This is a genomic window from Burkholderia sp. Bmkn7, from assembly GCF_041103175.1.
Lineage (GTDB): Bacteria > Pseudomonadota > Gammaproteobacteria > Burkholderiales > Burkholderiaceae > Burkholderia > Burkholderia cepacia.
Window position 1 is genome coordinate 1,292,683 of sequence record NZ_JBGCUH010000002.1, and the last position, 26,628, is coordinate 1,319,310.

Genomic DNA, 26,628 nt, shown 5'->3' on the forward strand with positions numbered 1-26,628 from the left:
CGGCTGCCGTGGGTTCACGGCAGCCGTTATGCATGTCGGTGCGGGATTCGGTGACGTCCATAAAAATGAAGCGTTTTTCCAGGTGGAAGATCGGGGTGGGGGCGGTGGTGCTCGTTGCGGTGATCGCCGGTGTGGGGGCGAAGGTGATTGCGTCGCCGACCGATTCCTACCTGGCGTATCGGAAGCAGGCTGTCGACGCGATCGAGGCGGCCAAACCGGACGACAAGGCGGAACTGGACAGGAAGTACACGTCGGAGGTGAATGCGCGGCTGGCCAGGCTTGTCGGGAAGGTCAGGGCGAGAGGCTTTTCCGCGACGGCGGGGAGCACCGTCGACGGTCTCTCCATCGACGACGGGATGACGCCCGGGCCGGATGGACTGTTCCTGAAGTCGGGTGACGGCAAGGTGAACCTCGTCGTGACGACGGTTCCGCTTTTGACGGCCTGGGCCAGGACGGCGGATGCGGGGATCAGGTCGACGGATGATGTCGCGTCGATTTTCGATAACGCGACGTTTTACACCGACGTGTTCGGCCACGACGCCGCGGCATTCCGGTTCGCCGAATTGCCGGTGAAGCGGAAGCCGGCCGATGCGGTGGTGAAGGCGTTGTTGCTCGGGGAAAGCCAGGACGGGATGCCGGACGGGCCGAATACGCTGGCCGTGTCGATCAGGCAGGGCGCGCGGATTTATATCCTGTGGCGGGACGCGACATTGCCGAAGATCGTCGCCTGCAGTGCGGAGCACGTGCCAGAGGAACAGCGGCCAGCCTGCTTCGCGCAGCAATTGCCCAAACAGCGGCGCTATTCGCGGTTTCTTTCCGAAGCACAGGCGATGGTCGATGCCGTCGTTCAATAGGACGGAATGCGATTGCCTCGGAATCGCGAGGCGAGCGGATTCGCCCGCTTTTTGACACGTTCGACAGCACCGGAAGCATCGCCGACAATCCGCGACTGAAGATCAGGCAGCCATCGATGTCGAATACCGCTTCGTCGCCGGGTACTTCAGTTTCCCTTTTCTGTGCCCAGCTTCGTCAGCCATGACCATTGCCTTCGAGTCCCCCGATCAGCCTGACGTGATCGCCCTCATCGCCGATCTCGATGCGTACCAGGACACCCTGTACCCGCCCGAGAGCCGGCACGCTCTGGATATCGCGTCGCTGAATCAAGCCAATGTGCTGTTTGCCGTCGCGCGGGATAGCGACGGCAAGGCGATCGGTTGCGGCGCGGTTGTCCTCAACCCCCAATTCGGCGAACTGAAGCGGATGTACGTCAGCCCGCGAGGTCGCGGGCAGGGTGTCGCGAGGAAACTCATGGCGCTGCTCGAATCACGGGCGATCGATCTCGGTTGCACGTTGCTCACGCTCGAAACCGGACCCTATCAACACGAGGCGCTGGCTTTATATGCATCCGCGGGATATCAGCGCCGCGGGCCGTTCGGCGGTTACACGAACGACCCGTTGAGCGTGTTCATGCAAAAACCCATCGCGGCTTGAGCGTTCGGTTCGCATGGTCAGGTCATGGCGACCTGCAGGGTCGCATCGCTTTGTCCGAAAAACGGGTCGCCAGCAGAAACAGTTACAAGTTAGCAGTTGACGCGCGCCGGCCTGGCGGTTAGTGTACGCATCGAAGTCCAAGAAGTCCGATTGCTGTTCATCAATTGCTCGCTCTCCGCAGCGGTATTCGTTGTCCTCTCCCTCCTTGACGCTTCACGCGCGCTTCAACAGCGCACATCTCTCTATTTTTTTCTCAAGGAATCTTCATGGATACCGGTATCGTCAAGTGGTTCAACGACAGCAAGGGTTTTGGCTTCATCACGCCGGATAACGGCGGCGACGACCTGTTCGCCCATTTCTCCGAAATTCGTGCCGACGGCTTCAAGACGCTGGCTGAAAACCAGAAAGTGAGCTTCGAAACGAAGCAGGGCCCGAAGGGTCTGCAAGCGGCCAACATCAAGCCGCTGTAAAGTTTGAAGGGCCCGGCCTCCCACGACGGACGCCGGGTCGCAGCGACACCCCCACGGAGCTTCGTCTCCTGAAGTTGGCGCGATTGCTCTTAGCTGCATCTGTTCATTCAGCAGCTCGCCAAGCGCCACACGCCTCGTTGCACTTCATTCCCCCCTCCGGCAGCAACGCCGCACTTTCGCTTTCCGAAAGCTTCAGATTCAGCTTGCAATGGCTTTGAATCGGCGCGTCCGTGCATATTGCGCACGGCATGCGCGCACTCGAACATGATTAAAATTAAAAATGCAAAACAAACGAATTCAACAATACAACGGCTATGCCGTCCAACCCTCGGCGCATCGTTTGCCCGACGGTAGTTTTTCATCCAACCTGGTGCTCGAACGTACCGACAGCACACCCGCGGAAGGCCGCTACCAGTTCTATTCGCTCGATTACTTCGCGAGCGAAGCGCAGGCACTGCGGCACTCGGCCCGCTGGGCACGGCGCTGGATCGACACACGCGGTTAACGGTAACGCCGCGGTACCCGACACCCCGCGCAGACGAGTCACCCGGGCGCGCACGACAACGCGCGTCCAACCCTTGCGCGCGATCGATTCGTTACGCTTCGATTCGATCAGCGCGCCACGCTCTCCCGGTTCCGAAGCTGGCCAGTCGCCGAGCATGGTCGGCGAACACTTGAACGCGCTCGTTCAACGCGAGGCCACGCGTACAGGTGCTCGTCGCCGCGCATCATTCGTGCGAAGATTGACCGCACATCACACTCGCCTGCCCGAGAACGACGTGACCTCATTCAACCCCGAGCGCAAACCGGACACCGCCCACCCGCCCTGGATGCCCGTCGCGATGGCGGAACTCGGCATCCGCCGCCATCCGCCCGGCAGCGTCAATCCGCGCATCGTCGAATACAACAACCAGACGAACCTGGTCGGCTACGACGACAAGATTTCCTGGTGCTCGTCGTTCGTCAACTGGTGCATGACGCATGCCGGCATTCGCGGCACGGGCTCCGCGCTCGCGCGTTCGTGGCTCGAATGGGGCCGGCCGCTGGAGCGCCCTGTGTACGGCTGCATCGCGATCCTGACGCGCGACGATCCCGCGAGCTGGAAAGGGCATGTCGGTTTCTACCTGCGTCACGACGACGAGCACGTACATCTGTTCGGCGGCAATCAACTGGAAGAGGTGCGCGAGCTCGCGTACCCGTTGAACGAAGTGATCGGCTACCGCTGGCCCCACGCCGTCTGACCAACCGCCGCGGCGCAAACAAAACTTCGAACATCGCTTTTCAAGCGGCGGCTAATCCGTCGCACATGCCGCATCGATCCACGCGGAGCCTGCCGATGCGCCTCCCGCACGGTCGCCGATCTCCGCCCTGACAAGGAGCCTGTCGTGCAAACCGGAAATCTCCGTCTCTATGCGGATACGCAATACGCGAGCCCTTACGCGATGTCGGTGTTCGTCGCCCTCGAGGAAAAAGGGCTGACCTACGAACGGGTGACCGTCGATCTCGGCAACCGCGCGCATTTCGCACCCGACTACGCGGCGACGTCGCTGACGCAACGCGTACCGACGCTCGTGCACGACGATTTCGCGCTGTCGGAATCGTCGGCGATCACCGAGTATCTCGACGAGATCTTCCCGGGCACACGGCTCTATCCAGCCGATCCGCGCCAGCGCGCGCAGGCGCGACAGGTGCAGGCGTGGCTGCGCAGCGACCTGATGGCGATCCGCACGGAACGGTCGACCGAAGTGCTGTTCTACGGGCCGTCGAGCGAGCCGCTGTCGAGCCTGGCGCAGGCTGCCGCGCAGAAGCTGTTTGCGGCCGCCGGCAAGCTGCTCGCACCGGGTGCGGCAAACCTGTTCGGCGAGTGGAGTATCGCGGATGTCGACCTCGCGGTGATGCTGAACCGTCTGGTGCTGAATGACGATCCGGTGCCGCAGCGCCTCGCCGACTATGCGCGTGCGCAGTGGGAGCGGCCGTCGGTGCAGCGCTGGGTGAAGCTGAAGCGGCCGCCGCTGTAATACGCGGGTGCAAGGCGCGCGGCGACGGCATGAGAAAACGTGTGCCGGCTGCCGGCGCGCCGCGTTTCAGATCGTCCCGCATGCAACCAAAATCGGCGTGCTAGAGTTAGCCGGCATTCCTCCTCACCTGAATCCTCCCGAACCGCCATGAGCTATCTTCCCCAACTCGCCGCAGTCGGCGGCGTGATGTTGCTGGCGTGCGTCAGCCCCGGCCCCGACCTGATCGCTGTTTCGTCCCATGCGCTCGGCAATCGCCGTGCGGGTTTGCTGGCCGCGTTGGGCATTGCGTCGTCGCATGCCGTGTGGGCGGCGATGGCGATTTTCGGGCTCGGGCTGATCGTCGCGAAGCTCGCGTGGCTGTACGAGGCGATCCGCATCGCCGGTGCGGCTTACCTGATTTACCTGGGCATCAGGACGCTGTGGGGCCTGCGCCAGTCGGCAAGGCAGGCTGAAGCGGCAAGCCAGCCGATCGTTCGCGGCGGCGTGCACGCATACCGGAAAGGGCTGCTGGTCGGCCTGACCAACCCGAAAGCCGCCGCGTTCTTCGGCAGCCTGTTCGTCACGCTGCTGCCCGCGCATGCGCCGGCATGGGTGCATGGCGCGACGCTGGCCGTGGTCGTCGCCGTATCGCTGACATGGTTCTGCACGGTGGCCGTGCTGTTCTCGACGAACCGCGTGCAGACGGGTTACGCGAAACTGCGCAAGCCGATCGATGCGGTGATGGGGACGATCCTGTTGGGGCTCGGCGCGAAGCTGGCGCTGGATCGGTAACGCTGCGATGAACGTGCTCGGCCCGATCCTCATCGGGCTCCTGCTGGCTGCCGGCGTGTTCGCTGCGATCCGGTTCTGGCACAAGCGCGTCACGCGTATCGTCACCGTCATCGCGGGGCTGGGCATTGCGTGGCTGGCGGTTTACCTGATCGCGTTGTCGTCGGTCAAATGTCTGGGGTCGTGCGGTTGACGAGCGGGACGCCGGCAAGTGTCGAGGCCGGCGTCGTATCGGGATCACGTTCAGTTCTTCGCCACCGCCTCCACCGTCGGCCCACCCGTCGCGTCGTTCCTGCTCCACCCGCCCCCAAGCGACCGATAAAGCGCGACCGCCGCGAGCGCATGCTCGCGCCTGACCTGGTTGAGCGAATCCGAATCGCGCAGATACACCTCCTGCGCCGACAGCACATCCAGAAAATCCGTCGCGCCACCCTTGTAGAGCTGATTCGCCAGCCCGAGCGCCTTGTCCGACGCAGCGAGCGCACTATCGAGCCGCCGCGTCGCCTCATCGGCGCTGACGAGATTCGCGCGTGCATCCTCGACTTCCCGCAACGCCTGCAGCATCGTCTGCCGTAACCCGAGTTCCGACTCGCGCATCCGGCTTTCGCTCTGCGAGATATCGGCCGTAATCCGCCCCGCATTGAAGATCGGGCTCGTCGCACTCAATGCCGCGCTGAACAGGTTGTCGGTCAACGTCGGCAACCCGAGATAGGAAGCCGCGAGAATCCCGTCCGTCAGGTTCAACGAAAACTTCGGATACCGCTCGGCCTTCGCCACGCCGACTTGCGCCGCCCGCCGCTCGACCTGCGCATACGCAGTCAGCACATCGGGCCGTCGCAGCAACGCCTGCGAAGGCAACGTATCGGGCGCGCCAGCCGGCGGCGCGGGAATGTCGCCGGCCTGCGCGAGCACGAGCCGATCGACCGATTCCGGCGTGCGCCCCGAATATACGGCAATGAGATTGAGCTGATGCGAGATCTGCGCCTGCGTCGGCGGAATCCGCGCTTCGAGCGCGTCGAGCTGGTTCTGCGCGCGCGTGACGTCGAGTTCCGTCGACAGCCCGAACGCCTGTCGCTTGCGCGTGAGCTCGAGCGCATGCTGTCGGATCTTCGCGTTGTCCTGAAGGATCTTCAGTTCCTGCTGTGCCCAGCGCAGATCGACGTACGCGGACGCCGCATCCGCTGCGAGCGCGAGCCGCATCGCATCTTCCGCATGCTTCTGGCCGACGAGTTCCGCCTGCGCGGCGAGCAGGGCGAGCCGTTCGCCGCCGAATACGTCGGGCGACCAGCTCAGCGCGAGCCCCGCGCCGGCCTGCCGCACATAGCCGAGCGGCGGTGGCGTGTTCTGGCGTGCGTCGGCCGCATGCGCGGTGGCGTCGACTTCGGGCAGCAGCACCGCGCGCTTCTGCACGGTCAGCGCCTGTGCCTGCTTCACGCGTTCGGCGGCGGCCTGCAGATCGAGGTTGCCGTCGAGCACAACCGCGATCAGCCGGTCGAGCACAGGGTCGTGGAATTGCGCCCACCAGGCGGCGGCGTCGATGTCCGCGCGCGGCACGTCGGTATACCATGCGGTGGGGGCGAGCGTCTGGACGGATTCGGACAGCGCCGGATGCTGCGCGGGCTGCACCGCGCACCCGGCGGCGAATGCGCTGACAGCCAGCGCCACGAGTAGCTTTTTCATGATGATGACCCTGGCCTCAGTGCGCGTCCGGCGGCGGCGCGTTCAACGTAATGGGTTTGGAAAACACGACGGCAAACAGCGCGACGACGAAACACAGCGACAGCACGTAATACGCATCCGCATAAGTGAGCGTCAGCGCTTCGCGATAGATCAGCCGATGCAGGTTCGCGAGCCCGGCCTGCGCGGTATTCAGCGTATTGCCGGCCACCGAGCCCCAGTAAGCCGCCTGTCGATCGAGCAGCGACGCGATCTGCGGTTCGCCGGCGCTCACGTGCTCGTTCAGCCGCAGGTAGTGAAAATTCAGCCGGTCGTTGAGCATCGTCGCGCTCACCGCGATGCCGATCGCGCCGCCGAGATTGCGCATCAGGTTGAACAGGCCGCTCGCCGATTTCAGCCGCGACTGCGGCAGCGAGCCGAGCGCCATCGTCACGATCGGCGGCACGCTGAACTGCTGGCCGATGCCGCGCAGCGCCTGCGGCAGCAGCAATTCGCGCCAGCCCCAGTCGTGCGTGATCGGCGTGTACAGGTAGCAGCCGAGCCCGAAACAGATCAGCCCGAACACGAGCAACGCACGCAGGCTGAAGAAGCGCGCGGCGAACGCATACGCGCAGAGCGCGATCAACTGGAACGCACCGACCGACAGCAGCGCGATGCCGATCTGCAGCGAGCTGAACGCGCGCACCTGCGCGAGAAACAGCGGCGTCAGGAACACGGTCACGAAGATCCCGATGCCGGTCACGAACGACAGCAGGCTGCCGATCCCGAAGTTGCGCACGGCGAGCGCGCGCAGGTCGACGATCGGATCTTTGGCGGTCAGCGCGTGCACGAGGAACAGGAAGCCGCAGATGCCGGAGATCCACGCGCAGATCACGATCGCATCGTCGCCGAACCAGTTCTTGCGCGGGCCTTCCTCCAGCACGTATTCGAGGCAGCCGAGGAAACCCGACATCAGCACGATGCCGAGGTAGTCGCCGCGCTTGATGAGGCTGAGATCGGGTTCGTCGATATGCACGTAGCGCGGCACGAGTGCGGCCACCGCGATGCCCGGTACGAGGTTCAGGTAGAACAGCCAGTGCCACGACCATTGATCGGTGATCCAGCCGCCGATCACGGGGCCGATCGCCGGAGCGAGCGACGCGAGCGCGCCGATGGTCGTCGACGCGATCAGCCGCTGCCTGCCCGGGAACAGCACGAATGCGGTGGTGAACACGGTCGGGATCATCGCGGCGCCGAGCGCGCCCTGCAGCCCGCGAAACAGGATCATCGAGTTGATGTCCCACGCGAGCCCGCACAGCATGCTCGTGATCGTGAAGCCGACGGCCGACGCGACGAACAGCCAGCGCGTCGACATCACCTTCGACAGCCAGCCCGACATCGGGATCACGATGATCTCGGCGATCAGGTAAGCCGTCTGCACCCACGACAATTCGTCCTGGCTGGCGGACAGGCCGCCGCCGATGTCGCGCAGCGACGACGCGACGATCTGGATGTCGAGCGTCGCCATGAAGAAGCCGACGCACATCAGCGCGAAGGCGAAAACGCGCTGCTTCGTCGGTTGCGACGCCGGGTCGCCGGAAAACGCGGTGGTCATCGTCGTCTCCCGTTCAGCTCGCGCGGCCGGTATGCACGGTCACGACCGCGGACAGGCCGGGGCGCAGCACGTGCTCGAGGCCCGGCTGCGGATCGAGATGCACGCGCACGGGCACGCGCTGGACGATCTTCGTGAAGTTGCCGGTCGCGTTCTCGGGCGGCAGCACGCTGAAGGTCGCGCCGGTCGCGGGCGCGAGGCTGTCGACGCGGCCGTGAAGGCGCGTGCTCGACGCATCGAGCGACACGTCGACGCGATCGCCCGCGTGCATCTTGCGCAGCTGGTCTTCCTTGAAGTTCGCGTCGATCCACAGTCCGGAAGCCGGCACGATCGTCAGCAGCGGCACGCCGACGTTCGCGAGCATCCCGACGCGGCCCGTGCGATTGCCGACGTAACCGTCGACCGGCGAGCGGATCGTCGTGTATTCGACGTTGAGCGCGGCGACGCGCTGCGCGGCGAGCGCGGTGTTCACGCGCGCCCGCGCGTCGGCGAGCTGCGCGCCGAGCACATCGAGCTGCCGCTTCGACGCGAGCAGCGCGGCGTCGCTGCGTTCGACGGCGGCGCCGGCCTTCGAATAATCGGCGTCCGCGCGTTCGACGATCTGGTTCGACACCGCGTCGGATTTCACGAGCTCGCGATAGCGCACACGATCCGATGCGGCGCGCGTCAGCTCGGCCGACGAAGCGTTCTTGTCCGCTGCGTGCTGTCCGATCACCGCATATTGCAGTTGCTGCTTCGCCTCGAGTTCGGTCACGGCGGAGCGCGCGCTGTCGACTTCGGCGCTGGCCTGCGCGAGCTTCGCGTCGTAGTCGCGCGCATCGAGCTGCACGAGCACGTCGCCGGCCTTCACGCGCTGGTTGTCGGTCACGAGGATCTTGTCGACGAAGCCGTTGACCTTCGGTGCGAGCACCGTCACGTCGCCGCCCACATAGGCATCGTCGGTGCTTTCCTGGAAGCGCAGCACGAACAGCCAGTCGAGCGCGGCGGCGGCCACGACGACGACGACGGCGCCCACCGCGATGCGCATCCATGGCACGCGGCGCTGTTGCTTCGCGGGTTGGTCGGTTGTGGCTGCTTCGCGTGACGCGGCAGCGGCTTGGGTCGTTTCCATCGATTCACCTATGTATATGCACGTATCAAAACGAAAGACGGCGTGCCGTCCGTCGGGGAAGTCGTCAATCAGCGTTCCGGCAGGTTGTGCGTGATCCGGAACAATTCGTCTCTGAGGCGGGCCGCCTGCGTCGACCCGAAACACCGCTCGAATGCTTCCTGCGCGGCGAGCCAGTGCACGTGCGCATCGGCGACCTTGGTTTCGCCGTGCGCGGTGAGCGCGAACGTCTGGCCGCGGCACGGCGGCTCGATCCGGCCCGCCACCAGCGCCGCGCCGACGAGCGGCTTGAGCGCGCGCAGCAGCGCGGTGCGTTCGATCACCAGCATGCTCGACAAGGTCGCCATCGTCAGGCCGGGCTGGTCGCGCAGCAGCGCGAGAATGCTGTATTGCGATGGCGTGACACCCGCGCGCGACAGATAGCGCTCGTAGAACTGCGAGATTCGCCGGGCGGCTTGCCGGACCGCAAAGCAATCGTCGTCGGTGAGCGTGGTCTTGTGCATGTGCACATGTTAGGGCGCTGGATCGCGTGAAGCGATGGGCGGGGCGGGATCAGATTGGTGTCGTGGCTGTACCAATCGGCTGCAACGAGGCGCGTTCGTGCGCCCGGTCAGGCCGCGGCGGGAACGATCCAGCCTTCGCGGTCGCAGTAGGCGGCCGTGTAGTCGATGAACGCCTTGACCTTCGCGGGCAGCAGCGCGCGGTTCGCGTACGCGAGCTTGATCTCGACGGATGCGTCGACGAGGTCGGCGTCGGGCAGCAGCTGCACGAGCGCGCCCGACGCGAGTTCGGCCTGGACGAGCGTTTTCGGGACGACGCCGATGCCGAAGTCGTGCATCACCATTTCGCGGTTGAAGACGGGGCTGTTCGACGAGATGTCGAAGCGGAACGGCACGGTCAGCAGGTCGCCGTCGATGCGGAACGACAGGGCGGGGCGGCGCAGCGAAGGCGAGATCGGCACGAACGGGTGATCGGCCAGGTCGGCCGGTGTCTCGGGGCGCGCATGCGCTTGCAGATACGCGGGCGTCGCGACGATCACGACCGGAATGCGCTCGATCAGCCGCACGACGGTCGATTCGCTCGTCAGCATGTACGGCACGACGATGCCGATGTCGTAGCCTTCGCCGACGAGATCGACCGGGCGCTCGGTCAGCGTCACGTCGAGGCGCACCTTCGGGTGCGCGGCCTTGAAGCCGGCGATCAGCGGCACGAGCCGGTTCAGCGCGGCCGTCGTGTGCGCGACGAGCCGCAACAGGCCTTCGGGCTCGCGCGTCGGCGCCTGCGCTTCCGCTTCGAGCGAGTCGAGCTCGTCCAGCACGGCCGCGCAGCGCTCGTAGATACGCTCGGCGGTTTCGGTCAGCGAGACCTGGCGCGTGGTCCGGTGTAGCAGCCGGCTGCCGAAGCGCGCTTCGAGATCCGCGACCGCGCGCGACACGACGGGCCGGGCGAGGCCGAGCATGTCGGCTGCGCGCGTGAAGCTGCGCAGCTCCACCACCGACCGGAAGATCCTCAGCTTGTCGATGTAGTCCATGTCCGTCTCCTTGACACGCGGGCCGGCCACCGGCCTGGTTACGGCGGAGTGTACATTGACTTTATGCATATGCACATATAAATTGCGAAACATGAACGACACCTCGATTGCCCAGGCGTGCAACTGTCTCGCGCTGCGTCAGGCGGCGCGCTTCGTCACGCAACTATACGAACGCCATCTGGCCCCGGTTGGCGTCACGCCCGCCCAGTTCTCGATCATGTCGAACCTGACGCGCAGGCCCGGCCTGCTGATGAGCGAACTCGCCGATCGCCTCGTGATGGATCGCACGACCCTGTTGCGCGCGCTGAAGCCGCTCCAGCGCGACGGGTTCGTCGCGACGGCCGCGTCCGAGCACGATGCGCGTGCGCATGCGTTGAGTCTCACGAAACCGGGCGAACGCACGTTCGCGCGGGCGCTGGTTGCGTGGCAGGCCGCGCAGGACGAATTCGAGACGCAGTTCGGACGCGACCGCGCGAAGGCGCTGCGCGACGAGCTGTTCAGCGTGACCGCGGAACGCTAGACGAACCGGCGGCAAACTGGAGCGGAATTCGAGCCATTGTCCACTTCGGTAACGCTGCAAGGCTGAAATTGGTTTTTTAAACTGTCCGGATCGACGTGGATCTGGACAGTTTTTATTTCCAGTTGTAGAGTCCCCTGACGGATTTCACGGGCCGGCGCCGCCGGCACGCGTCAGAGGAGCAACCGATGCTGCAGTTGAGTGACCGCGACAGCGCCATGCTGCGCGGAGATGACGGCGATGGCGTCGCGCGCGCGATGCGGATCGTCGCACGCACGGCGCAGGTGATGTCCGCGCCGCACCTGATCGACATCACGTCCGCGCATATCGACGGCTGCCTTTACCACGGCCGGACGAGCCTCGACTTCGTCGAATATTTCGTCGACACCGGCGCGAAGGTCGCGGTGCCGACCACGCTGAACGTCGGGTCGCTCGACCTGATCCATCCCGAGCTGTACCACGGCGATCGCACGATCCAGCGCGACGCGCAGCGCCTGATGGACGCGCATCTGCAACTCGGCTGCGAGTCGAGCTTCACGTGCGCGCCGTATCAACTGAAGAACCGTCCCGCGAAAGGCGAGCAGATCGCGTGGGCCGAATCGAACGCGATCGTGTTCGCGAACTCGGTGCTCGGCGCGCGCACGAGCCGGTATGGCGATTTTCTCGACCTGGCTGCGGCGATCACCGGGCGCGCGCCGTATGCGGGGCTGCACGTCGAAGCCAACCGCGCCGCGCGGATCGTGTTCAACGCGCCGGACTTCAGCCGCCTGCCGTCGCGCGACATTTATTTCGCCGCGCTCGGTCTGCTGATCGGCAGGATCGCGGGCGCGGTCGTGCCGGCGATCGTCGGGCTGCCGGCGGATACCACCGAAGACGAACTCAAGGCGCTGGGCGCGGCGGCCGCATCGAGCGGCGCCGTCGCGCTGTTCCATGCGGTGGGCATCACACCCGAGGCGCCGACGCTCGACGCGGCGTTGCACGGGCAGGCGGCGCAACGCACGGTCGATGTCGCGATGGCCGACCTCGACGAGATTCGCCGCACGCTGAACCACTGCGCGGCCGGCGACGCACTCGTCGCGGTGGCGCTCGGCACGCCGCATTTCTCGCTGGCCGAATTCCGCACGCTCGGCACCTTGCTCGACGCGTTCGACGGCAAGCCGGCCTGCGATTTCTACGTGAACACCAGCCGCTTCATCTTGTGGGAACTGGAGGAGGCCGGCCTTGCGGAAAAATTCGCCGCGCGCGGCATTCAGATCGTCGTCGACACCTGCACGTACATCACGCCGGTGATGAAGCAACTGTCGGGGCTGGTGATGACCAATTCGGGGAAATGGGCGTCGTATGCGCCCGCGAACATCGGCGTGACGGTCGCGTACGGCAGCATGCGCGAATGCGTGCGGTCGGCGTTCGAAGGAAAGGTGCGATTCGATGACTGAAGCGACGGCGACGGGCAAGGGCTTGACGGGCGACACGCTTGTGCCGGGCAGCGCATGCGCGCGCGCGTTCGTGCTCGACAAGCCGCTCAGTTTCTGGGGCGGCTACGACTCGGGCGCGGGAAAGATCGTCGATCGCGGGCATCCGCAGGCCGGTGCGAGCCTCGCGGGCAAGGTGATGGTGATGCCGCACGCGAAGGGCTCGAGTTCGAGCAGCAGCGTGCTCGCGGAAGCCGTGCGCAACGGCACGGGGCCGGTCGGGATCGTGCTGAAGGAGCGCGACCTGATCATCTCGATCGGCGCGATCGTGGCGGCCGAGCTGTATGCGATCGCGGTGCCGGTGGTGTGCGTGAGCGACGACGTGTACGACGCGATCGTCGCCGCCGAGGGCGAGGTGCGGATCGAGGCGGGCGAGGGTGACGGCGGAGCGCGGATCGTCGTCGGCTGCTGACGCGTCGCGTGCGTATCGCGTCGGAGAAGTCAGAGAAAACGGATGTTCGGCGTATCGTCGTTCGCGAGCGACAGCACCTGCCTTGCGGCGTTCATTTCGCGCTTGCCGCCGGGCTGCCTGAGCCGCCGGATCTCGGGCCACACGATCACGCCGAACACGGTGCGCAGGATCGTGCTCAGCAGGAAGAACCCGATCGCGCCCCCGGCGAACCACGCGAACGTGTCGAGCATCCCGTCGAGGCTGCGCGACACCGCGGACATGATGCCGAGAATGAAGACGAAGACGACCAGCAGGAATAGCGTCGCGTACACATCGATGCGGGCCCCGGCGACTTTCGCGGGTCGAACCAGATACACCGAGGCGTCGGTCGCGTTGCGGATGCCGTAGATGGCCGGGCGATCCGGGCCTTCGGCGTATGCCACCTCCAGCCGATCGCCCGCGACGATGAACAGGCTGCGCGTGGCGCCGGTCACGAGCGTGAGCGGCGCGTCGAACGTGTCGAGCTGCAGCGCGATCTCCTCGATGCCTTGCGTCGTCCAGCCGAGATTGTTGCTCCAGACCTGCGTAGTGATCGTCTTCTGGCTGACGGACGTCACGCGGCCGGATGCGATTTGCATGGTGCGGCCGGTCATCCGTTGCTCCGTTCCGTCGTGAACCCGGCGGGTTCGTACCGCCACTTTTCCTGCGCCTCGCGACGCTGAGGCCGGAACACCAGATCGGACAGCCCCGCTATCGCGAGCAGGATACCCAGCAGGCTGATGATGCTCGCGAGCAAGGCCAGGACGCCGACGAACGCCCAGCCCGATCTGAACACGGCGGCACCGATCAGCAGGCTCAGCACGAAGACGATCGACGCCCATGTGAGCAGCGTCAGGTTGCTGTCCCTTTGTCCGAGCGCATCGTAGGGTGCGATCGCCAGGTCGCTGCTTCTGAGCCACGCGATCCGGCGACGGCCGCGATCGTCGAAGATGCATGCGCGCACGGCCATCCCGGGCTTCAATCGATCGATCTGCTTGAATGCCTCCGCGTCGAAATCGTCGGCGGCGATGAAGTAGCAGGCGTTCCGCATCGTCAGGCGATAAAGCGGCACCTTACTGCTGTCGGCCTTGATCCGGACGAGGTTCGTATCGATACGGTCGATCGTCGACTCGATCAGCGTGGTGTGCTTGGGCATGGGGCGGGAGAGTGCGCCGGTCGGCGCCGCTTGGGCGTGGGATTGATCATACCGATGAAATCACGGGCCGGCACCTCGTGCCGGTCGCGGCCCTGCATCAGTCGCGTGCCGTGCCCGCAGCCGCCTCCCGATAGGCGCTCGGCGTCTGCCCGGCCCAGCGCCTGAAGGCGCGCGTGAAATTCGCCGGGTCGGTGAATTGCAGCCGCTCGGCGATCGTCTTCAGGTCGAGATCCGACGCGGCGAGCAACTGCTTCGCGTCGCGAAACCGCGCTTCGTCGAGCAACTGCCGATAGCCCGACCCGGCTTCCTCGAGCCGGCGCCGCAGCGTGCGGGTCGACACCAGCAGTGCATCGGCGAGCGTCTCCGGCCCCGGGTAATCGCCGGCTCCACGTGCCAGCTCCGCACGCACGCGTTCGACCAGATCGCCTTCCTCCTGGCGCACCTGCGCATACTCACGCTCCACCTGGACGAGCGCCTGCCGATGCGCGACTTCGTCGGCGAGCGGCAGCGGCCAGTCGAGCACGTCGCGCGCGATCCACAGCGCGTTGGCCGCGCAGCCGAATTCGACCGGCGGCAACTGGTCGCGATAGCGTGCGAAATAGGGCGGCTCCGGCCACGTGAATTGCAGCGCGATCGGCGGCGACGCGCGCCCGGCCCATTGCGAGATGTTCTGCGCGAGGCCGGTCAGCACGAACTCGAACATCACGTGATGCTGCAACACGGGGCTCGCCTGCACGCCGTGCAGTTCGAGCGTCGCGCCGCGTTCGTCTTCTGCATAGGTCAGGCGATATTGGCGGTTGCGCATCCGGAAGTAGCGCTGCGTGACGGATAGCGCGTCGCGGATGTCCCGCGCGGTCAGGGTCGCGTAGCCGAGAAAGCCGTGCACGGTCGGCTTCAGCAGCAGCCCGAACGCGAGCCCGATGCCCGGATCGCCGCCGATCTCGATCGCATTGAGCACGAGCCGCCCCCATTGCGACGGCGCGACGCGCGCGTCCGGTTCGGCCAGCACCGCATCGCGCAGGCCCGTGCCGGCGCGTACGGCGGTCAGGTCGACACCGCGCGCGGCCAGCGCCAGCAGCAGCAGGCGCGTGTAGGCGACCGGAATCGTCGGCCGGCGCAGCCCGAGGCGGTCCTTGGCGAGAGGGGAAGTCATGTCGTTTTGGCCGGAAATGACAAGCATTATGGCTGTTTGCCCCCTCACGTTCAAGGCGGCGCGCGCCTACGATGTCACGCATCGCTTACTGGCACGATCATCATGACGACACCCTTTCCCCACCTGCTCGCGCCGCTCGATCTCGGTTTCACGACGCTGAAGAACCGCGTCTTGATGGGCTCGATGCACACGGGCCTCGAGGACAGCCGCAAGACGCTGCCGCGGCTCGCCGAATATTTCGCGGAACGCGCGCGCGGCGGCGTGGGCCTGATCGTGACGGGCGGCTTCGCGCCGAACGTGGCCGGCTGGACCAAGCCGTTCGGCGGCACGCTGATGACGTCGGCCGCCGCGCGGCGCCATCGCGAGATCACGGAGGCCGTGCATGCGGAGGACGGCAAGATCGCGCTGCAGATCCTCCATACGGGCCGCTACGGTTATCACCCGTTCGCGGTCGCACCGTCGAAGATCAAGTCGCCGATTTCGCCGTTCGCGCCGCACGAGCTGAGCGCGCGCGGGGTCGAGCGGCAGATCCGCGCGTTCGTCCGTTGCGCGAAGCTCGCGCGTGAAGCCGGTTACGACGGCGTCGAGATCATGGGCTCCGAAGGCTACCTGATCAACCAGTTCATCTCGATGCATACGAACAAGCGCACCGACCAGTGGGGCGGGTCGTACGAGAACCGCATCCGGCTGCCGATCGAGATCATCGAACGCACACGCGAAGCGGTCGGCCGCGATTTCATCCTGATCTACCGGCTGTCGATGCTCGACCTGATTCCGGACGGCAGCGACTGGAGCGAAACCGTGCAGCTCGCGAAGGCCGTCGAGCGCGCGGGCGCGACGATCATCAACACGGGGATCGGCTGGCACGAGGCGCGCGTGCCGACGATCGCGACGTCGGTGCCGCGCGGCGCGTTCGCGTGGGTGACGAAGAAGATGAAGGGCGAGGTCGGCATTCCGCTCGTGACCACCAACCGGATCAATCGCCCCGAAGTGGCCGAGCAGATCCTCGCGGACGGCTGCGCGGACATGGTATCGATGGCCCGCCCGCTGCTCGCGGATGCCGAGTTCGTGGTCAAGGCCGCACAGGGCCGTGCCGACGAGATCAACACCTGTATCGGCTGCAACCAGGCGTGTCTCGATCACGCGTTCAAGAACAAGATTGCGTCGTGCCTGCTGAATCCGCGCGCGTGCCACGAGACGGAGCTGAAATACACGCCCGCATCGCAGCCGAAGCGCATCGCGGTGGTGGGCGCGGGGCCGGCCGGGCTCGCGTGTTCGACCGTGCTCGCGCAGCGCGGCCATCGGGTCGACCTGTTCGACGGCGCGGCCGAGATCGGCGGCCAGTTCAACATGGCCAAGCGGATTCCCGGCAAGGAGGAGTTTCACGAAGCGCTGAGCTACTTCGGCCGCCAGGTCGAGCTGACCGGCGTGAACCTGCACCTGAACCGCCGCGTCGACGCAAACGACCTGATCGCGGGCGGCTACGACGAAATCGTGCTCGCAACGGGCGTCGCGCCCCGCGACCCGAAGATTCCGGGGCAGGACGGGCCGAACGTGCTCAGCTACATCGACGTGCTCGCGGGCAAGCAGCCCGTCGGACGGCGTGTCGCGGTGGTCGGCGCGGGCGGGATCGGCTTCGATGTCGCCGAGTACCTGGTGCAGGACGGCGAATCGCCGGCGCTCGATCTGGACGAGTGGAAGGCCGAGTGGGGCGTGACCGACCCGGCCGCGACGCGTGGCGGCGTGACGCGTGCGCAGGTCACGCCGCCCGCGCGTGAAGTGACGCTGCTGCAGCGCAAGGCCGCGCCGCTCGGCAAGGGGCTCGGCAAGACGACCGGCTGGATTCACCGCGCGACGCTGAAGATGAAGCAGGTGAAGATGATCGGCGGCGTGAACTACGAATTGATCGATGCGCGCGGGCTGCACGTGTCGTACGGCGAGGAGCGCACCGATCACGAACTGATCGAAGCCGACACGATCGTGCTCTGCACGGGGCAGGAGCCGCAGCGCGCGTTGCTCGCGCCGTTGCAGGCCGCTGGGCGCTCGGTGCACCTGATCGGCGGCGCGGAACTGGCCGCCGAACTCGACGCGAAGCGCGCGATCGATCAGGGTGCGCGCCTCGCGGCGCGGCTGTAACGGTGGGGCCGCGCGTCGCCGCCGTCACTCCATCTCGGCGTGTTGGGTCTCGCGCTCTTCCGCTTCGAGCATCGCCTTGACGATCAGATAAACGGCGGGCAAATCGTCGTCGTCGCGCTTCCAGTCGACGGCTTCCTCGACGTCCGCGGCGACCAATCGGCTGTCGCGCAGCCGGATGAAGGCGTCGACGACCGTCGGATCGTTGCGGTTCAGGAAGCCGGAGTTCGAGAACGCCAGCTCCTCGACATTCAGCAGCGCCTGCCAGCTCATCGTGCGGACGGCGGCCGGATGGCTGCGGCGCCGCAAGCCGAGCGCCCGCTGCGCGGGGCCGCCGACGACACGCTGAAGATCGACGACCGCCTGCCGCGCGGCGCGCTCGAAGTGGACGGGATTGAAGCCGGGTTGCTCGGGATCGAATGCGGATGACTGGAACATGGTCGCCTCACTAAAGACCGTCTCGGGGGACGGAATTCGGGTCAAATGACGCAGAAACACTGTAAATATATACAGTGATCGGCACACTTTCAAGCCCCCGATGACAGCAGATGGCAGCCGTCCGGCAACCGGGCCGTGTCAGACCGCCGCCGCGATGGTCTCCCGCAGCCACCGGTGCGCCGGATCGCGATGCACGCGCTCGTGCCACAGCATCGACATTTCATAGCCGGGCACCTCGACCGGTGCGTCCACCACACGCAACGCAGGCACGTCGCGCACCAGTCGCTCGGGCAGCATCGCGACGAGATCGGTGCTCGCGACCGCCGACATCACGAACAGGAAGTGCGGCACGGACAGCACGACGCGCCGCACGGCACCGACCTTTGCGAGCGTTTCGTCCGTCACGCCGAAGAAGCCGCCGCCATCGGGCGACACGATCACGTGTTCGAGCGTGCCGAACTGCGCGAGCGTGGGGCGCCGCTTCAGCTTCGGATGCCCGGCGCGGCCGATGAGCACATAACGCTCGACGAACAGCGGCAGGCGCCGCATGCCGGCCGGCGACCCTTCTGTCGTATGAAAGGCGAGGTCGATGCCGTTTCGTTCGGCATCCTGCTCGATGCGCGGCGGCGCGAGTTCGACGACGGCGAGCCGCGTACCGGGCGCGGCCGAGCGCAGCGTGTGCAGCGCGGGCAGCACGATCGTCGATTCGCCGTAGTCGGTCGCGGCCACGCGCCACGTGTTCGTCGCGGTCGCCGGATCGAACGGGGTGGCCGGAACGACCGCGCGTTCGACGGCTTCGAGCGCATCGCGCAACGGCTCGCGCAGGGTTTCCGCGCGCGCGGTCGGCCGCATCCCGCGCGGCCCCGGCAACAGCAGCGGGTCGCCGAACAGGTCGCGCAGTTTCTGCAACTGCACGCTCACCGACGGCTGCGACATGTTCAGCTTCTCGGCCGCGCGCGTGACGTTGTGCTCGGCGAGCAGCACGTCCAGCGTGACGAGCAGGTTCAGGTCGAGTCGTCTGAGATTATTCATGGCTATACCTGGAATATCAGGAATTCATTTCAAATATACCTTTGGCGGCGGCATCCTGTAGTCGTTCAATCAAAGGAGTGACGAACATGAATGTGCTGATCGTTTATGCCCATCCCGAACCGCGTTCGCTGAACGGCGCGCTGCGCGACTTTGCCGTCGAGCATCTCGAAGCGGCCGGCCACGCGGTGCAGGTGACGGATCTGTATGCGATGAACTGGAAGGCGGCGTTCGACGCGAACGACGTGACCGGTCGCGCACCTGACGCGCGGTTCGATCCGTCGCTCGACTCGAAGCTCGCATTCGCGGCCGGCACGCAAAGTGAAGATATCGCGCGCGAGCAGGAGAAGCTGAAGTGGGCCGACGCGGTGATCCTGCAGTTTCCGTTGTGGTGGTTCTCGATGCCGGCAATCATGAAGGGCTGGGTCGAGCGTGTGTATGCGTACGGTTTTGCGTATGGCGTCGGCGAGCATTCGGAGACGCGCTGGGGCAACCGCTACGGCGAAGGGTCGCTGGCCGGCAAGCGGGCGATGCTGATCGTCACGGCAGGCGGGTGGGAATCGCACTATAGTGCGCGCGGCATCAACGGGCCGATCGATGACGTGCTGTTCCCGATCCACCACGGGATCCTGTATTACCCGGGGTTCGACGTGCTGCCGCCGTTCGTGATCTACCGGACGGGCAAGATGAACGACGCGCGCTTCGACGAAACGCGTGCGGCGCTCGGCAAGCGTCTCGATGCGTTGTGGACCGCGCCGCCGATTCCGTTCCGGCGACAGAACGCGGGCGATTACGAGATTCCGGCGTTGACGCTGAAGGAGGAGATCGTGCCGGGGACGGTGGGGTTTGCCGCGCATCTGGCGCACGCGTAGTGATGACGCATGGCGGGCCCGTTCGGGAAAGCGGCGCGCGGGCATATCGACACCTGCGCGCGAATCGAGCCGTTTCCGGAGATCGGCGCGACGGATGAGCGGAAGCCGGCCGCGTGGCAACCCGCTCCACCCCGGCGGATGGCGAAACGAAACGGGCGGCCCGCGATGCAATCTCGGGCCGCCCGTCTTGTCGGAACTCGATCGCCTGCTTACCGATCGTCTTCCCGCACCGAAGACGGATGCCGGCACAGCGCGCGCACTTCCATCTCCATATACGGGAACAGCGGCAACTGGCTCAGCAGGTCATGCAGTTGCTGCACGCTTTCGACGTCGAAGATGCTGACGTTCGCATATTGCCCGGCGATCCGCCACAGATGACGCCAGGTACCTTCGTTCATCAGCCGCTGGCACATCGCCTTTTCTTCCGCCTTCAGCGTGGCCGCCTTGACCGGATCCATGTCCGTCGGCAGACGGACGGTCATTTCCACATGAAACAGCATCCTGCACTCCTTGCGTTGTCGATTCGTCGAACGGGAAGGCCGCTCACGCCTGCGCGCGGGCTCGCTCGACTTCGCTTGCCGGCACGTCCTGCTTTTCCTTGAGCAGCGAGAAATCGAAGTCGATCAGCGCGAACTGCCCGTCGACGCCGTACGGCTTGCCTTCCGCGCCTTCGGCCTGCTTGATCTTCGGGATCAGCCCTTCGCGGGTCGCGAATGCGAAGTCGTCCCAGATGTGCGGATCGCCTTCGATGTTGATCTGCGTCGTCAGCTTACGATAACCGTCCGCCGAAACGAAGAAGTGAATGTGCGCGGGACGATGGCCATGGCGGCCGAGCTGGTCGAGCAACTGCTCGGTCTTGCTGCCCGGCGGCACGCTGTAGCCGACCGGCAGCACGCTGCGGAAACTGTAGCGGCCTTCCGCGTCGGTGCGGATCGAACGGCGCAGGTTGAACGCGGGCTGCGATTGATCGAAGTACGAGTAGTTGCCGAGATGGTTCGCATGCCACACCTCGACGAGCGCGTTCGCGATCGGCGCGCCGTCCTTGCCGAGCACCTGGCCGCGCATCACGAGCGTCTGGCCCGGATCGGTGCCGTCGTCGAGGCGCGCATGGCCGACCGATTCCGGCGCGCCGGCAACGTACAGCGGCCCTTCGATCGTGCGCGGCGTGCCGCCCTCGATGCCGGCCTTTGCTTCGGCCTCGTCCATCCGCACGTCGAGGAAGCGCTCGAGGCCGAGGCCCGCGGCGATCAGCCCGAATTCCCGACCGGCTTCGTTCAGGTAGTTGAGTGCCGTCCAGAATTCGCTCGGCTGCACGTCGAAATCCTCGATCGTGTAGCAGATGTCCTTCACGATCCGGTTGACGATCGCGCGCACGCGCGGGTTGCCGGGCTTCTCCGCGGCGTCGTCGAACGTTTTCAGCAGGGCGTCGATGGCTTGCTTGTCCATGTGTGTCTCCGGTTTCGGTTGTCGTGTGGGGTCAGCGGGCGTCGCGCTTCATGCGTTCGATGCGGGCCCAGTCGAAGGTGATGCCGAGGCCGGGCGTCGCCGGCAGGTGCAGCTTGAAATCCTCGTAACGCAGCGGCTCGACGAGGATTTCCTCGGTGAGCAGCAGTGGGCCGAACAGCTCGGTGCCCCATTTCAGCGAGTCGAACGTGCTGAACAGTTGCGCGGACGCCATCGTGCCGGCCGCGCCCTCGAGCATCGTGCCGCCGTACAGTTCGATGCCGGCCGCCGCCGCGATCGCCGCGACGCTCGCCGCGCCCTGCAGGCCGCCCGATTGTGCGATCTTCACCGCGAACACGTCGGCCGCGCGATCCTGCGCGAGCGCGAACGCATCGACGGGGCCATGCAGCGCCTCGTCGGCCATGATCGGCACCTGCGCGAGTTGCGTGAGGCGTTTCAGCCCCGCGCGGTTGGTCGCGGCGATCGGCTGCTCGACGAGGCTCACGCCCGCTTCCGCGAGCCGTGCGCCGGCCCAGATCGCGTCGGTTTCGCTCCATGCCTGGTTCACGTCGACCCGCACGTCGCCGCGCTCGCCGAGCGCGCGCTTGATCGCGACGACGTGTGCGACGTCGCTGGCGACCGCGTTCGAGCCGATCTTCAGCTTGAACGCACGATGGCGGCGCGCGTCGAGCATCGCTTCGGCTTCCGCGATGTCGCGCTGCGTGTCGCCGCTCGCGAGCGTCCAGGCGACGTCCACCGCGTCGGCCCGGCGGCCGCCGAAGAGGTCCGACAGCGGCACGCCGAGGCGGCGCGCCTGCGCGTCGAACAGCGCGGTCTCGATCGCGCACTTCGCGAAGCGGTTGCCCTGGAACAGCTTGCGGGCGCGCGCCATCGCGGCGCCCGGGCGGGTCGCGTCCATGCCCTGCAGCAGCGGCGCGAAGTAGGTGTCGATGTTGACCTTGATGCTTTCGGGGCTCTCCTCGCCGTAGGCGAGGCCGCCGATGGTCGTCGCCTCGCCGACGCCTTCGATACCGTCCGTGCATCGAACACGGACCAGCACGAGGGTCTGGCAATTCATCGTGGCGACCGACAATTTGTGGGGCCGGATCGTCGGCACGTCGACCAGCAAAGTCTCGATGCGTTCGATGGTGGCGGCAGTTGCTATCATGCGATTCCTCCTGTTGGTGCACATGGTAGGAATTCCCGCCCCGCGTCGTCCAACACTCTTTCCGACTACTTCCATACCTTTGAGGCATGAAATGGAATTGCGCCAGCTCCGCTACTTCATCGCCGTCGCCGAGGAAATGAACATCACGCGGGCGGCCGAGCGGTTGCACATGACGCAGCCGCCGCTGAGCCGCCAGCTCCAGGCGATCGAGGACGAGATCGGGCTGCCGCTGTTCGAGCGCGGCGCGCGGCCGCTGAAACTGACGGATGCGGGGCGCGTGTTCTATGCGCAGGCGAAACGCCTCGTCGACCAGGCCGACGAGCTCGGCCCGCTGACGCGGCGGCTCGCGCAGCTGTCGGAGCGGATCGTGATCGGTTTCGTGCCGTCGACGCTGTACGGCGCGCTGCCGGACGTGATCCGCGCGTTTCGCGAGGCGCAGCCGGACGTCGAACTGTCGCTGATCGAAATGTTCACGCTGGAGCAGCTCGGCGCGCTGAAGGGCGGGCGGATCGACGTCGGGTTCGGCCGCCTGCGGTTCGACGACGACCAGCTGGTGCGCGAGGCGCTGATCGAGGAAAAGCTGATCGCCGCGCTGCCGGTCGGGCATCCGCTCGCCGATCCCGATCGGCCGCTCGCGCTCGCGGATATCGCGAACGAGACGCTGATCGTTTATCCGAGCACGCCGCGGCCGAGCTTTGCCGATCAGCAGCTGTCGGCGCTGCGCGACGGCGCGCTGGTGCCGGCGGCCGTGCACGAGGTGCGCGAGCTGCAGACGGCGCTCGGGCTCGTGGCCGCGCAGGTCGGCGTGTCGCTGGTGCCGGAGAGCGTGGAGGGCGTGCGCGTGAAGGGCGTGGTCTACCGGCGGTTGCCGGAGCCGGCCGCGACGTCGCCGATCATCATGAGCCGCCGGCTGCACGGCGAAAGCGCCGCCACGGCCGCGTTCTGCGCGATTGCGCGGGAGATGATCGGGGCGTCGGCCTGACGGGCGTCGTCGCTTTCAGGCATTGCAACTAACGGTCTGTTTCGGCGGGCACCGGTGGATGCGGAGGGGGTGTCGTAATGTCACGCGCGTCGATGCAAGTGCCGCGCCGGTTTTGCGCGTCGAAGGCCATAAGCCATAAGCCATAAGCCATAAGCCATAAGCCATAAGCCATAAGCCACAAGCCGCAAGCCACAAGCCACAAGCCACCGGCCGCGCCAGCGAACGCGCCGCTATCGCTTCACGTCGAGCGTTTCCGACGGCGATTCGCCAAACTTTTCCCGATACGCGATCGCGAACCGGCCAAGGTGTGTAAACCCGCAATCGAGCGCGACATCGGCGATCCGCCGGTCGGACGCCGCGCCGCGCAGCAGCTCGCGCGCATGGTCGAGCCGCGTCGCGCGCAGGTACTGCATCGGGCTCATTCCCCGGAACTGCAGGAACGCGTCGCGCAGCGTCCGTTCCGGCACGTTGGCGGCCTGGACGATATCGGCGAGTTGCAGCGGTTGCGCGTAGTGCGCGTTCACGAACTCCTGTGCGCGCCGCACGAAGCCCGGCGCCGGGTCGCGGTGCGAGGCGTGCAGCACGGACGGCGGGTGGCCTTCGATCAGCAGGTCGATCAGCAGGTGTTCGAGCTGCGACGCGACGCGCGGGTTCGCGTTTGCGCGCTCGAGCAGCTCGGGCGAGCGTGCGACGAGCATCAGTTGCTGGCGCCACGCGGCGAGCGCGGCGTCGCTGACGTGCAGCACCGGGTCGAGCGTCGCGCGCGGGTCGCCCGTCAGCGAGCCGACCGTCGCCGCGTCGATACGCAGCACGAACTGCTCGCAATCGGCCGACAGCACCGCGTCGAAGCGCTCGCCGGGCGCGCACAGCACGCCGGTCTGGCCGTCGACGCCGAGCTGCCGCCCCATCGCGCGCACCTCGGCCTGGCCGGACAGGCAGAACATCAGCAGGTAGTAGCCGTCGACCGCGTCGACCTGCACGCGCATCGCGTCGCCGAATGCGATCGTGCCGATCCCGAGCCCGCCGAGCCTGACGAAATCCATGTGCGACGCGCCGTGCGTGCGGCCGGTCGGCAGCAGCGCATGCGGCTGCATCACGCGCGAGATCCGCTCGCGCGTCTCGTCGAGATCGCGGGATTCGAACAGCCGGTGCGCGCGCAGCGCGAGCGGCTCGAACGACGTTGGGGACATGGGCCTCAGCCTTTGTATGAGCGACGCGCGCTTCGATCCGATGAATGGGTCGCGATCGTGCGCAGGGTCGTGTGTGCCGTCATGCTAGCTCAGAAATCCGCCGAAAGTGGATATTGCGCCGCCGCAATCGCACTTTCCGGATAGACGGCGAATATTAGCCTTTCAAAAATGGACTCCATCTTGTTAATGAAACGGAACCACAAGGAGTCCGACATGGAGCAGACAGAATCGCCCGTCGTGTTCGCCTCGCGCGACGACGCGTCCGACGTGAGCTTTCCGCACGACGACGGCTCGCGCGTGCCGTACAAGGTGTTCAGCTCGCAGGCCGTCTACGAGCGCGAGCAGGAACGCATCTTTCGCGGCCCGACGTGGAACTTCGTCGCGCTGGAAGCGGAAATCCCGAACGCCGGCGATTTCAAGAGCACGTTCGTCGGCGATACGCCGGTGGTCGTCACGCGCACGGAGGACGGCGCGCTTTCCGCGTGGGTGAACCGCTGCGCGCACCGTGGCGCGCAGGTGTGCCGCAAGTCGCGCGGCAACGCGAGCTCGCACACGTGCGTGTATCACCAGTGGAGCTTCGACAACGCGGGCAACCTGCTGGGCGTGCCGTTCCGGCGCGGCCAGAAGGGGATGTCCGGGATGCCGGCCGACTTCGACCCGAAGCAGCACGGGCTGCGCAAGCTGCGTGTCGACAGCTATCGCGGGCTCGTGTTCGCCACCTTCAGCGACGACGTGATGCCGCTGCCCGACTACCTCGGCGAGCAGATGCGCCCGTGGATCGACCGGATCTTCCACAAGCCGATCGAGTATCTCGGCTGCACGCGCCAGTATTCGAAGTCGAACTGGAAGCTGTACATGGAGAACGTGAAGGACCCGTATCACGCGAGCATGCTGCACCTGTTCCATACGACCTTCAACATCTTCCGCGTCGGGATGAAGGCGCGCTCGATTCCGGACGCGAATCACGGGCTGCACAGCATCATCACGGTGACGAAGACGGGCGACGATACGTCGGCCGCGTACAAGCAGCAGAACATTCGCTCGTTCGACGAAGGTTTCCATCTGGAAGACGAATCGATTCTCGATCTCGTGTCGGAATACGACGAGGACTGCACGAACCATATCCAGCCGATCTTCCCGCAGCTCGTGATCCAGCAGATCCACAACACGCTGGTCGCACGCCAGATCCTGCCGAAGGGCCCCGACAACTTCGAGCTGATCTTCCACTTCTTCGGCTACGCGGACGATACGCCCGAGCTGCGCGCGCTGCGCATCAAGCAGGCGAATCTCGTCGGGCCGGCCGGCTATATCTCGATGGAGGACACGGAGGCGACCGAGCTCGTGCAGCGCGGCACGGTGCGCGACGGCGACGCGACGTCGGTGATCGAGATGTCGCGCGGCAATCCGGACCAGCAGGACACGGTGATCACCGAAAGCCTGATCCGCAAGTTCTGGGTCGGCTACCAGAAGCTGATGGGCTATTGAAGCGGGAGCGCGGAACGATGGAAAACCTGACGGAAGACATGAAGACGTGGTTCGAGATTTACATGCTCCAGAACCGCTATATCGGGCATCTCGACAACAACCGGCTCGAGGAGTGGCCGACGATGTTCACCGAGGACTGCACGTACGAAATCGTGCCGAAGGAGAACGCCGACCTCGGGCTGCCGGTCGGGATCGTCCACTGCACGAACCAGCGGATGCTGCGCGACCGCGTGGTGTCGCTGCGGCACGCGAACATCTACGAAGAGCATACGTACCGGCACATGACGTCGGGCCTGACGATCGTCGCGGAACGTGACGGCGAGATCGACACCGAGAGCAACTACGTCGTCGTGCAGACGCGCAGCAATGGCGAGTCGAACGTGTACCAGGCCGGCAAGTACTACGACACGGTCGTGCGCACGCCGGACGGGCTGCGCTACAAGACCAAGCGGGTGATCTACGACACGTCGCGCGTGCAGACGCTGCTCGCGACCCCGATCTGATAC

General features: G+C 66.0%; 30 protein-coding genes. 16 read left to right on the plus strand and 14 right to left on the minus strand.

Annotated features, from left to right (window positions below):
* Positions 1 to 65 precede the first annotated feature (65 nt).
* The 8 genes from AB3K92_RS11785 (at position 66) to AB3K92_RS11820 (ending at position 4,940) form a co-directional block, all read left to right on the plus strand.
* Positions 66 to 854, plus strand: a complete 789-nt coding sequence (locus AB3K92_RS11785) for a hypothetical protein (protein WP_059649187.1) — start codon at positions 66 to 68, stop codon at positions 852 to 854.
* A gap of 181 nt (positions 855 to 1,035) precedes the next feature.
* A complete protein-coding gene (locus AB3K92_RS11790) occupies positions 1,036 to 1,491 on the plus strand; it encodes a GNAT family N-acetyltransferase (RefSeq protein WP_369465107.1) in 456 nt (151 codons plus the stop codon).
* Positions 1,492 to 1,757: 266 nt separating this feature from the next.
* Entirely contained in the window at positions 1,758 to 1,961 is a 204-nt protein-coding gene (locus AB3K92_RS11795; protein WP_006485974.1) for a cold-shock protein, read from the plus strand.
* Between the two features lie 280 nt (positions 1,962 to 2,241).
* Complete coding sequence (locus AB3K92_RS11800) at positions 2,242 to 2,466, plus strand: hypothetical protein (RefSeq protein WP_021157316.1); 225 nt, start codon at positions 2,242 to 2,244, stop codon at positions 2,464 to 2,466.
* A gap of 325 nt (positions 2,467 to 2,791) precedes the next feature.
* The gene (locus AB3K92_RS11805; RefSeq protein WP_048022468.1) at positions 2,792 to 3,202 is read left to right on the plus strand and encodes a TIGR02594 family protein; all 411 of its coding nucleotides are present in this window, start codon (positions 2,792 to 2,794) and stop codon (positions 3,200 to 3,202) included.
* 144 nt (positions 3,203 to 3,346) lie between these two features.
* Positions 3,347 to 3,979, plus strand: coding sequence for a glutathione transferase (yfcF, locus tag AB3K92_RS11810; RefSeq protein ID WP_081057290.1), 633 nt, complete (start codon positions 3,347 to 3,349; stop codon positions 3,977 to 3,979).
* A 147-nt stretch (positions 3,980 to 4,126) separates the two neighbouring features.
* Positions 4,127 to 4,750, plus strand: coding sequence for a LysE family translocator (locus AB3K92_RS11815; protein ID WP_060217927.1), 624 nt, complete (start codon positions 4,127 to 4,129; stop codon positions 4,748 to 4,750).
* Between the two features lie 7 nt (positions 4,751 to 4,757).
* On the plus strand, positions 4,758 to 4,940 hold the full coding sequence (locus AB3K92_RS11820; RefSeq protein ID WP_369465112.1) for a hypothetical protein: 183 nt from the start codon (positions 4,758 to 4,760) through the stop codon (positions 4,938 to 4,940).
* 50 nt (positions 4,941 to 4,990) lie between these two features.
* Here AB3K92_RS11820 and AB3K92_RS11825 read toward each other — a convergent pair whose 3' ends face one another.
* The 5 genes from AB3K92_RS11825 to AB3K92_RS11845 form a co-directional block, all read right to left on the minus strand.
* Positions 4,991 to 6,427 (minus strand): efflux transporter outer membrane subunit, encoded by a 1,437-nt coding sequence (locus AB3K92_RS11825; RefSeq protein ID WP_369465113.1) that lies wholly within the window; start codon positions 6,425 to 6,427, stop codon positions 4,991 to 4,993.
* 16 nt (positions 6,428 to 6,443) lie between these two features.
* Positions 6,444 to 8,018, minus strand: a complete 1,575-nt coding sequence (locus AB3K92_RS11830; protein WP_059484128.1) for a DHA2 family efflux MFS transporter permease subunit — start codon at positions 8,016 to 8,018, stop codon at positions 6,444 to 6,446.
* A 13-nt stretch (positions 8,019 to 8,031) separates the two neighbouring features.
* Positions 8,032 to 9,126 carry an HlyD family secretion protein gene (locus tag AB3K92_RS11835; RefSeq protein ID WP_059493614.1) on the minus strand — a complete coding sequence of 365 codons (1,095 nt, stop codon included), beginning with the start codon at positions 9,124 to 9,126 and terminating at the stop codon, positions 8,032 to 8,034.
* Positions 9,127 to 9,194: 68 nt separating this feature from the next.
* On the minus strand, positions 9,195 to 9,626 hold the full coding sequence (locus AB3K92_RS11840) for a MarR family winged helix-turn-helix transcriptional regulator (protein ID WP_059649132.1): 432 nt from the start codon (positions 9,624 to 9,626) through the stop codon (positions 9,195 to 9,197).
* Positions 9,627 to 9,733: 107 nt separating this feature from the next.
* Positions 9,734 to 10,654, minus strand: coding sequence for a LysR family transcriptional regulator (locus tag AB3K92_RS11845; protein WP_021157308.1), 921 nt, complete (start codon positions 10,652 to 10,654; stop codon positions 9,734 to 9,736).
* Positions 10,655 to 10,745: 91 nt separating this feature from the next.
* On the opposite strand from AB3K92_RS11845, the gene AB3K92_RS11850 reads away from it, so the two are divergent.
* The 3 genes from AB3K92_RS11850 (at position 10,746) to AB3K92_RS11860 (ending at position 13,055) form a co-directional block, all read left to right on the plus strand.
* On the plus strand, positions 10,746 to 11,174 hold the full coding sequence (locus AB3K92_RS11850; protein ID WP_021157307.1) for a MarR family winged helix-turn-helix transcriptional regulator: 429 nt from the start codon (positions 10,746 to 10,748) through the stop codon (positions 11,172 to 11,174).
* A gap of 185 nt (positions 11,175 to 11,359) precedes the next feature.
* Positions 11,360 to 12,607 (plus strand): aconitase X, encoded by a 1,248-nt coding sequence (locus AB3K92_RS11855; protein WP_369465116.1) that lies wholly within the window; start codon positions 11,360 to 11,362, stop codon positions 12,605 to 12,607.
* Entirely contained in the window at positions 12,600 to 13,055 is a 456-nt protein-coding gene (locus tag AB3K92_RS11860) for a DUF126 domain-containing protein (protein ID WP_059484125.1), read from the plus strand. The genes AB3K92_RS11855 and AB3K92_RS11860 overlap by 8 nt, the downstream gene beginning before the upstream one ends.
* A gap of 29 nt (positions 13,056 to 13,084) precedes the next feature.
* On the opposite strand, the gene AB3K92_RS11865 is transcribed toward AB3K92_RS11860, so the two are convergent.
* The 3 genes from AB3K92_RS11865 to AB3K92_RS11875 all read right to left on the minus strand — a co-directional run bounded on the left by AB3K92_RS11865 (position 13,085) and on the right by AB3K92_RS11875 (position 15,409).
* Positions 13,085 to 13,672: a hypothetical protein gene (locus AB3K92_RS11865; RefSeq protein WP_369465117.1), complete on the minus strand. Its 588-nt coding sequence runs from the start codon at positions 13,670 to 13,672 to the stop codon at positions 13,085 to 13,087.
* Positions 13,673 to 13,683: 11 nt separating this feature from the next.
* Positions 13,684 to 14,229 carry a hypothetical protein gene (locus tag AB3K92_RS11870; RefSeq protein ID WP_060155351.1) on the minus strand — a complete coding sequence of 182 codons (546 nt, stop codon included), beginning with the start codon at positions 14,227 to 14,229 and terminating at the stop codon, positions 13,684 to 13,686.
* Positions 14,230 to 14,326: 97 nt separating this feature from the next.
* Positions 14,327 to 15,409 (minus strand): AraC family transcriptional regulator, encoded by a 1,083-nt coding sequence (locus AB3K92_RS11875; protein WP_060128008.1) that lies wholly within the window; start codon positions 15,407 to 15,409, stop codon positions 14,327 to 14,329.
* Positions 15,410 to 15,484: 75 nt separating this feature from the next.
* Between AB3K92_RS11875 and AB3K92_RS11880 the strand changes: the two genes are divergently transcribed.
* Positions 15,485 to 17,518 carry an FAD-dependent oxidoreductase gene (locus tag AB3K92_RS11880; protein ID WP_369465119.1) on the plus strand — a complete coding sequence of 678 codons (2,034 nt, stop codon included), beginning with the start codon at positions 15,485 to 15,487 and terminating at the stop codon, positions 17,516 to 17,518.
* Positions 17,519 to 17,542: 24 nt separating this feature from the next.
* On the opposite strand, the gene AB3K92_RS11885 is transcribed toward AB3K92_RS11880, so the two are convergent.
* Both AB3K92_RS11885 and AB3K92_RS11890 read right to left on the minus strand, forming a co-directional pair.
* Positions 17,543 to 17,953 carry a DUF2471 family protein gene (locus tag AB3K92_RS11885; protein ID WP_021157300.1) on the minus strand — a complete coding sequence of 137 codons (411 nt, stop codon included), beginning with the start codon at positions 17,951 to 17,953 and terminating at the stop codon, positions 17,543 to 17,545.
* Positions 17,954 to 18,091: 138 nt separating this feature from the next.
* Entirely contained in the window at positions 18,092 to 18,985 is an 894-nt protein-coding gene (locus AB3K92_RS11890; RefSeq protein ID WP_369465121.1) for a LysR family transcriptional regulator, read from the minus strand.
* A gap of 86 nt (positions 18,986 to 19,071) precedes the next feature.
* On the opposite strand from AB3K92_RS11890, the gene AB3K92_RS11895 reads away from it, so the two are divergent.
* The gene (locus tag AB3K92_RS11895; protein ID WP_060058875.1) at positions 19,072 to 19,854 is read left to right on the plus strand and encodes an NAD(P)H-dependent oxidoreductase; all 783 of its coding nucleotides are present in this window, start codon (positions 19,072 to 19,074) and stop codon (positions 19,852 to 19,854) included.
* Positions 19,855 to 20,063: 209 nt separating this feature from the next.
* Here AB3K92_RS11895 and catC read toward each other — a convergent pair whose 3' ends face one another.
* The 3 genes from catC to AB3K92_RS11910 are packed head-to-tail and all read right to left on the minus strand — an operon-like array spanning position 20,064 to position 22,465.
* Entirely contained in the window at positions 20,064 to 20,354 is a 291-nt protein-coding gene (catC, locus tag AB3K92_RS11900) for a muconolactone Delta-isomerase (RefSeq protein WP_011355923.1), read from the minus strand.
* 43 nt (positions 20,355 to 20,397) lie between these two features.
* Positions 20,398 to 21,300 (minus strand): catechol 1,2-dioxygenase, encoded by a 903-nt coding sequence (catA, locus tag AB3K92_RS11905; RefSeq protein WP_042973294.1) that lies wholly within the window; start codon positions 21,298 to 21,300, stop codon positions 20,398 to 20,400.
* A gap of 31 nt (positions 21,301 to 21,331) precedes the next feature.
* Entirely contained in the window at positions 21,332 to 22,465 is a 1,134-nt protein-coding gene (locus tag AB3K92_RS11910) for a muconate/chloromuconate family cycloisomerase (RefSeq protein WP_060071319.1), read from the minus strand.
* Positions 22,466 to 22,556: 91 nt separating this feature from the next.
* Between AB3K92_RS11910 and AB3K92_RS11915 the strand changes: the two genes are divergently transcribed.
* A complete protein-coding gene (locus AB3K92_RS11915) occupies positions 22,557 to 23,447 on the plus strand; it encodes a LysR family transcriptional regulator (RefSeq protein WP_021157296.1) in 891 nt (296 codons plus the stop codon).
* Between the two features lie 230 nt (positions 23,448 to 23,677).
* Here the strand turns inward: AB3K92_RS11915 and andR are convergent, their stop codons facing one another.
* Positions 23,678 to 24,637, minus strand: coding sequence for an anthranilate 1,2-dioxygenase regulatory protein AndR (gene andR, locus AB3K92_RS11920; RefSeq protein ID WP_021157295.1), 960 nt, complete (start codon positions 24,635 to 24,637; stop codon positions 23,678 to 23,680).
* A gap of 213 nt (positions 24,638 to 24,850) precedes the next feature.
* Between andR and andAc the strand changes: the two genes are divergently transcribed.
* Complete coding sequence (andAc, locus tag AB3K92_RS11925) at positions 24,851 to 26,122, plus strand: anthranilate 1,2-dioxygenase large subunit AndAc (RefSeq protein WP_059694307.1); 1,272 nt, start codon at positions 24,851 to 24,853, stop codon at positions 26,120 to 26,122.
* A 17-nt stretch (positions 26,123 to 26,139) separates the two neighbouring features.
* Complete coding sequence (gene andAd, locus AB3K92_RS11930) at positions 26,140 to 26,625, plus strand: anthranilate 1,2-dioxygenase small subunit AndAd (protein ID WP_034196026.1); 486 nt, start codon at positions 26,140 to 26,142, stop codon at positions 26,623 to 26,625.
* The last annotated feature ends 3 nt before the right edge of the window (positions 26,626 to 26,628 follow it).

Coding starts and splice junctions, on each gene's coding strand:
- AB3K92_RS11785 (WP_059649187.1), top strand. CDS start 66: ATGAAGCGTTTTTCCAGGTGGAAGATCGGGGTGGGGGCGGTGGTGCTC.
- AB3K92_RS11790 (WP_369465107.1), top strand. CDS start 1,036: ATGACCATTGCCTTCGAGTCCCCCGATCAGCCTGACGTGATCGCCCTC.
- AB3K92_RS11795 (WP_006485974.1), top strand. CDS start 1,758: ATGGATACCGGTATCGTCAAGTGGTTCAACGACAGCAAGGGTTTTGGC.
- AB3K92_RS11800 (WP_021157316.1), top strand. CDS start 2,242: ATGCAAAACAAACGAATTCAACAATACAACGGCTATGCCGTCCAACCC.
- AB3K92_RS11805 (WP_048022468.1), top strand. CDS start 2,792: ATGCCCGTCGCGATGGCGGAACTCGGCATCCGCCGCCATCCGCCCGGC.
- AB3K92_RS11815 (WP_060217927.1), top strand. CDS start 4,127: ATGAGCTATCTTCCCCAACTCGCCGCAGTCGGCGGCGTGATGTTGCTG.
- AB3K92_RS11820 (WP_369465112.1), top strand. CDS start 4,758: ATGAACGTGCTCGGCCCGATCCTCATCGGGCTCCTGCTGGCTGCCGGC.
- AB3K92_RS11825 (WP_369465113.1), bottom strand. CDS start 6,427: ATGAAAAAGCTACTCGTGGCGCTGGCTGTCAGCGCATTCGCCGCCGGG.
- AB3K92_RS11830 (WP_059484128.1), bottom strand. CDS start 8,018: ATGACCACCGCGTTTTCCGGCGACCCGGCGTCGCAACCGACGAAGCAG.
- AB3K92_RS11835 (WP_059493614.1), bottom strand. CDS start 9,126: ATGGAAACGACCCAAGCCGCTGCCGCGTCACGCGAAGCAGCCACAACC.
- AB3K92_RS11840 (WP_059649132.1), bottom strand. CDS start 9,626: ATGCACAAGACCACGCTCACCGACGACGATTGCTTTGCGGTCCGGCAA.
- AB3K92_RS11845 (WP_021157308.1), bottom strand. CDS start 10,654: ATGGACTACATCGACAAGCTGAGGATCTTCCGGTCGGTGGTGGAGCTG.
- AB3K92_RS11850 (WP_021157307.1), top strand. CDS start 10,746: ATGAACGACACCTCGATTGCCCAGGCGTGCAACTGTCTCGCGCTGCGT.
- AB3K92_RS11855 (WP_369465116.1), top strand. CDS start 11,360: ATGCTGCAGTTGAGTGACCGCGACAGCGCCATGCTGCGCGGAGATGAC.
- AB3K92_RS11860 (WP_059484125.1), top strand. CDS start 12,600: ATGACTGAAGCGACGGCGACGGGCAAGGGCTTGACGGGCGACACGCTT.
- AB3K92_RS11865 (WP_369465117.1), bottom strand. CDS start 13,672: ATGCAAATCGCATCCGGCCGCGTGACGTCCGTCAGCCAGAAGACGATC.
- AB3K92_RS11870 (WP_060155351.1), bottom strand. CDS start 14,229: ATGCCCAAGCACACCACGCTGATCGAGTCGACGATCGACCGTATCGAT.
- AB3K92_RS11875 (WP_060128008.1), bottom strand. CDS start 15,409: ATGCTTGTCATTTCCGGCCAAAACGACATGACTTCCCCTCTCGCCAAG.
- AB3K92_RS11880 (WP_369465119.1), top strand. CDS start 15,485: ATGACGACACCCTTTCCCCACCTGCTCGCGCCGCTCGATCTCGGTTTC.
- AB3K92_RS11885 (WP_021157300.1), bottom strand. CDS start 17,953: ATGTTCCAGTCATCCGCATTCGATCCCGAGCAACCCGGCTTCAATCCC.
- AB3K92_RS11890 (WP_369465121.1), bottom strand. CDS start 18,985: ATGAATAATCTCAGACGACTCGACCTGAACCTGCTCGTCACGCTGGAC.
- AB3K92_RS11895 (WP_060058875.1), top strand. CDS start 19,072: ATGAATGTGCTGATCGTTTATGCCCATCCCGAACCGCGTTCGCTGAAC.
- catC (WP_011355923.1), bottom strand. CDS start 20,354: ATGCTGTTTCATGTGGAAATGACCGTCCGTCTGCCGACGGACATGGAT.
- catA (WP_042973294.1), bottom strand. CDS start 21,300: ATGGACAAGCAAGCCATCGACGCCCTGCTGAAAACGTTCGACGACGCC.
- AB3K92_RS11910 (WP_060071319.1), bottom strand. CDS start 22,465: ATGATAGCAACTGCCGCCACCATCGAACGCATCGAGACTTTGCTGGTC.
- AB3K92_RS11915 (WP_021157296.1), top strand. CDS start 22,557: ATGGAATTGCGCCAGCTCCGCTACTTCATCGCCGTCGCCGAGGAAATG.
- andR (WP_021157295.1), bottom strand. CDS start 24,637: ATGTCCCCAACGTCGTTCGAGCCGCTCGCGCTGCGCGCGCACCGGCTG.
- andAc (WP_059694307.1), top strand. CDS start 24,851: ATGGAGCAGACAGAATCGCCCGTCGTGTTCGCCTCGCGCGACGACGCG.
- andAd (WP_034196026.1), top strand. CDS start 26,140: ATGGAAAACCTGACGGAAGACATGAAGACGTGGTTCGAGATTTACATG.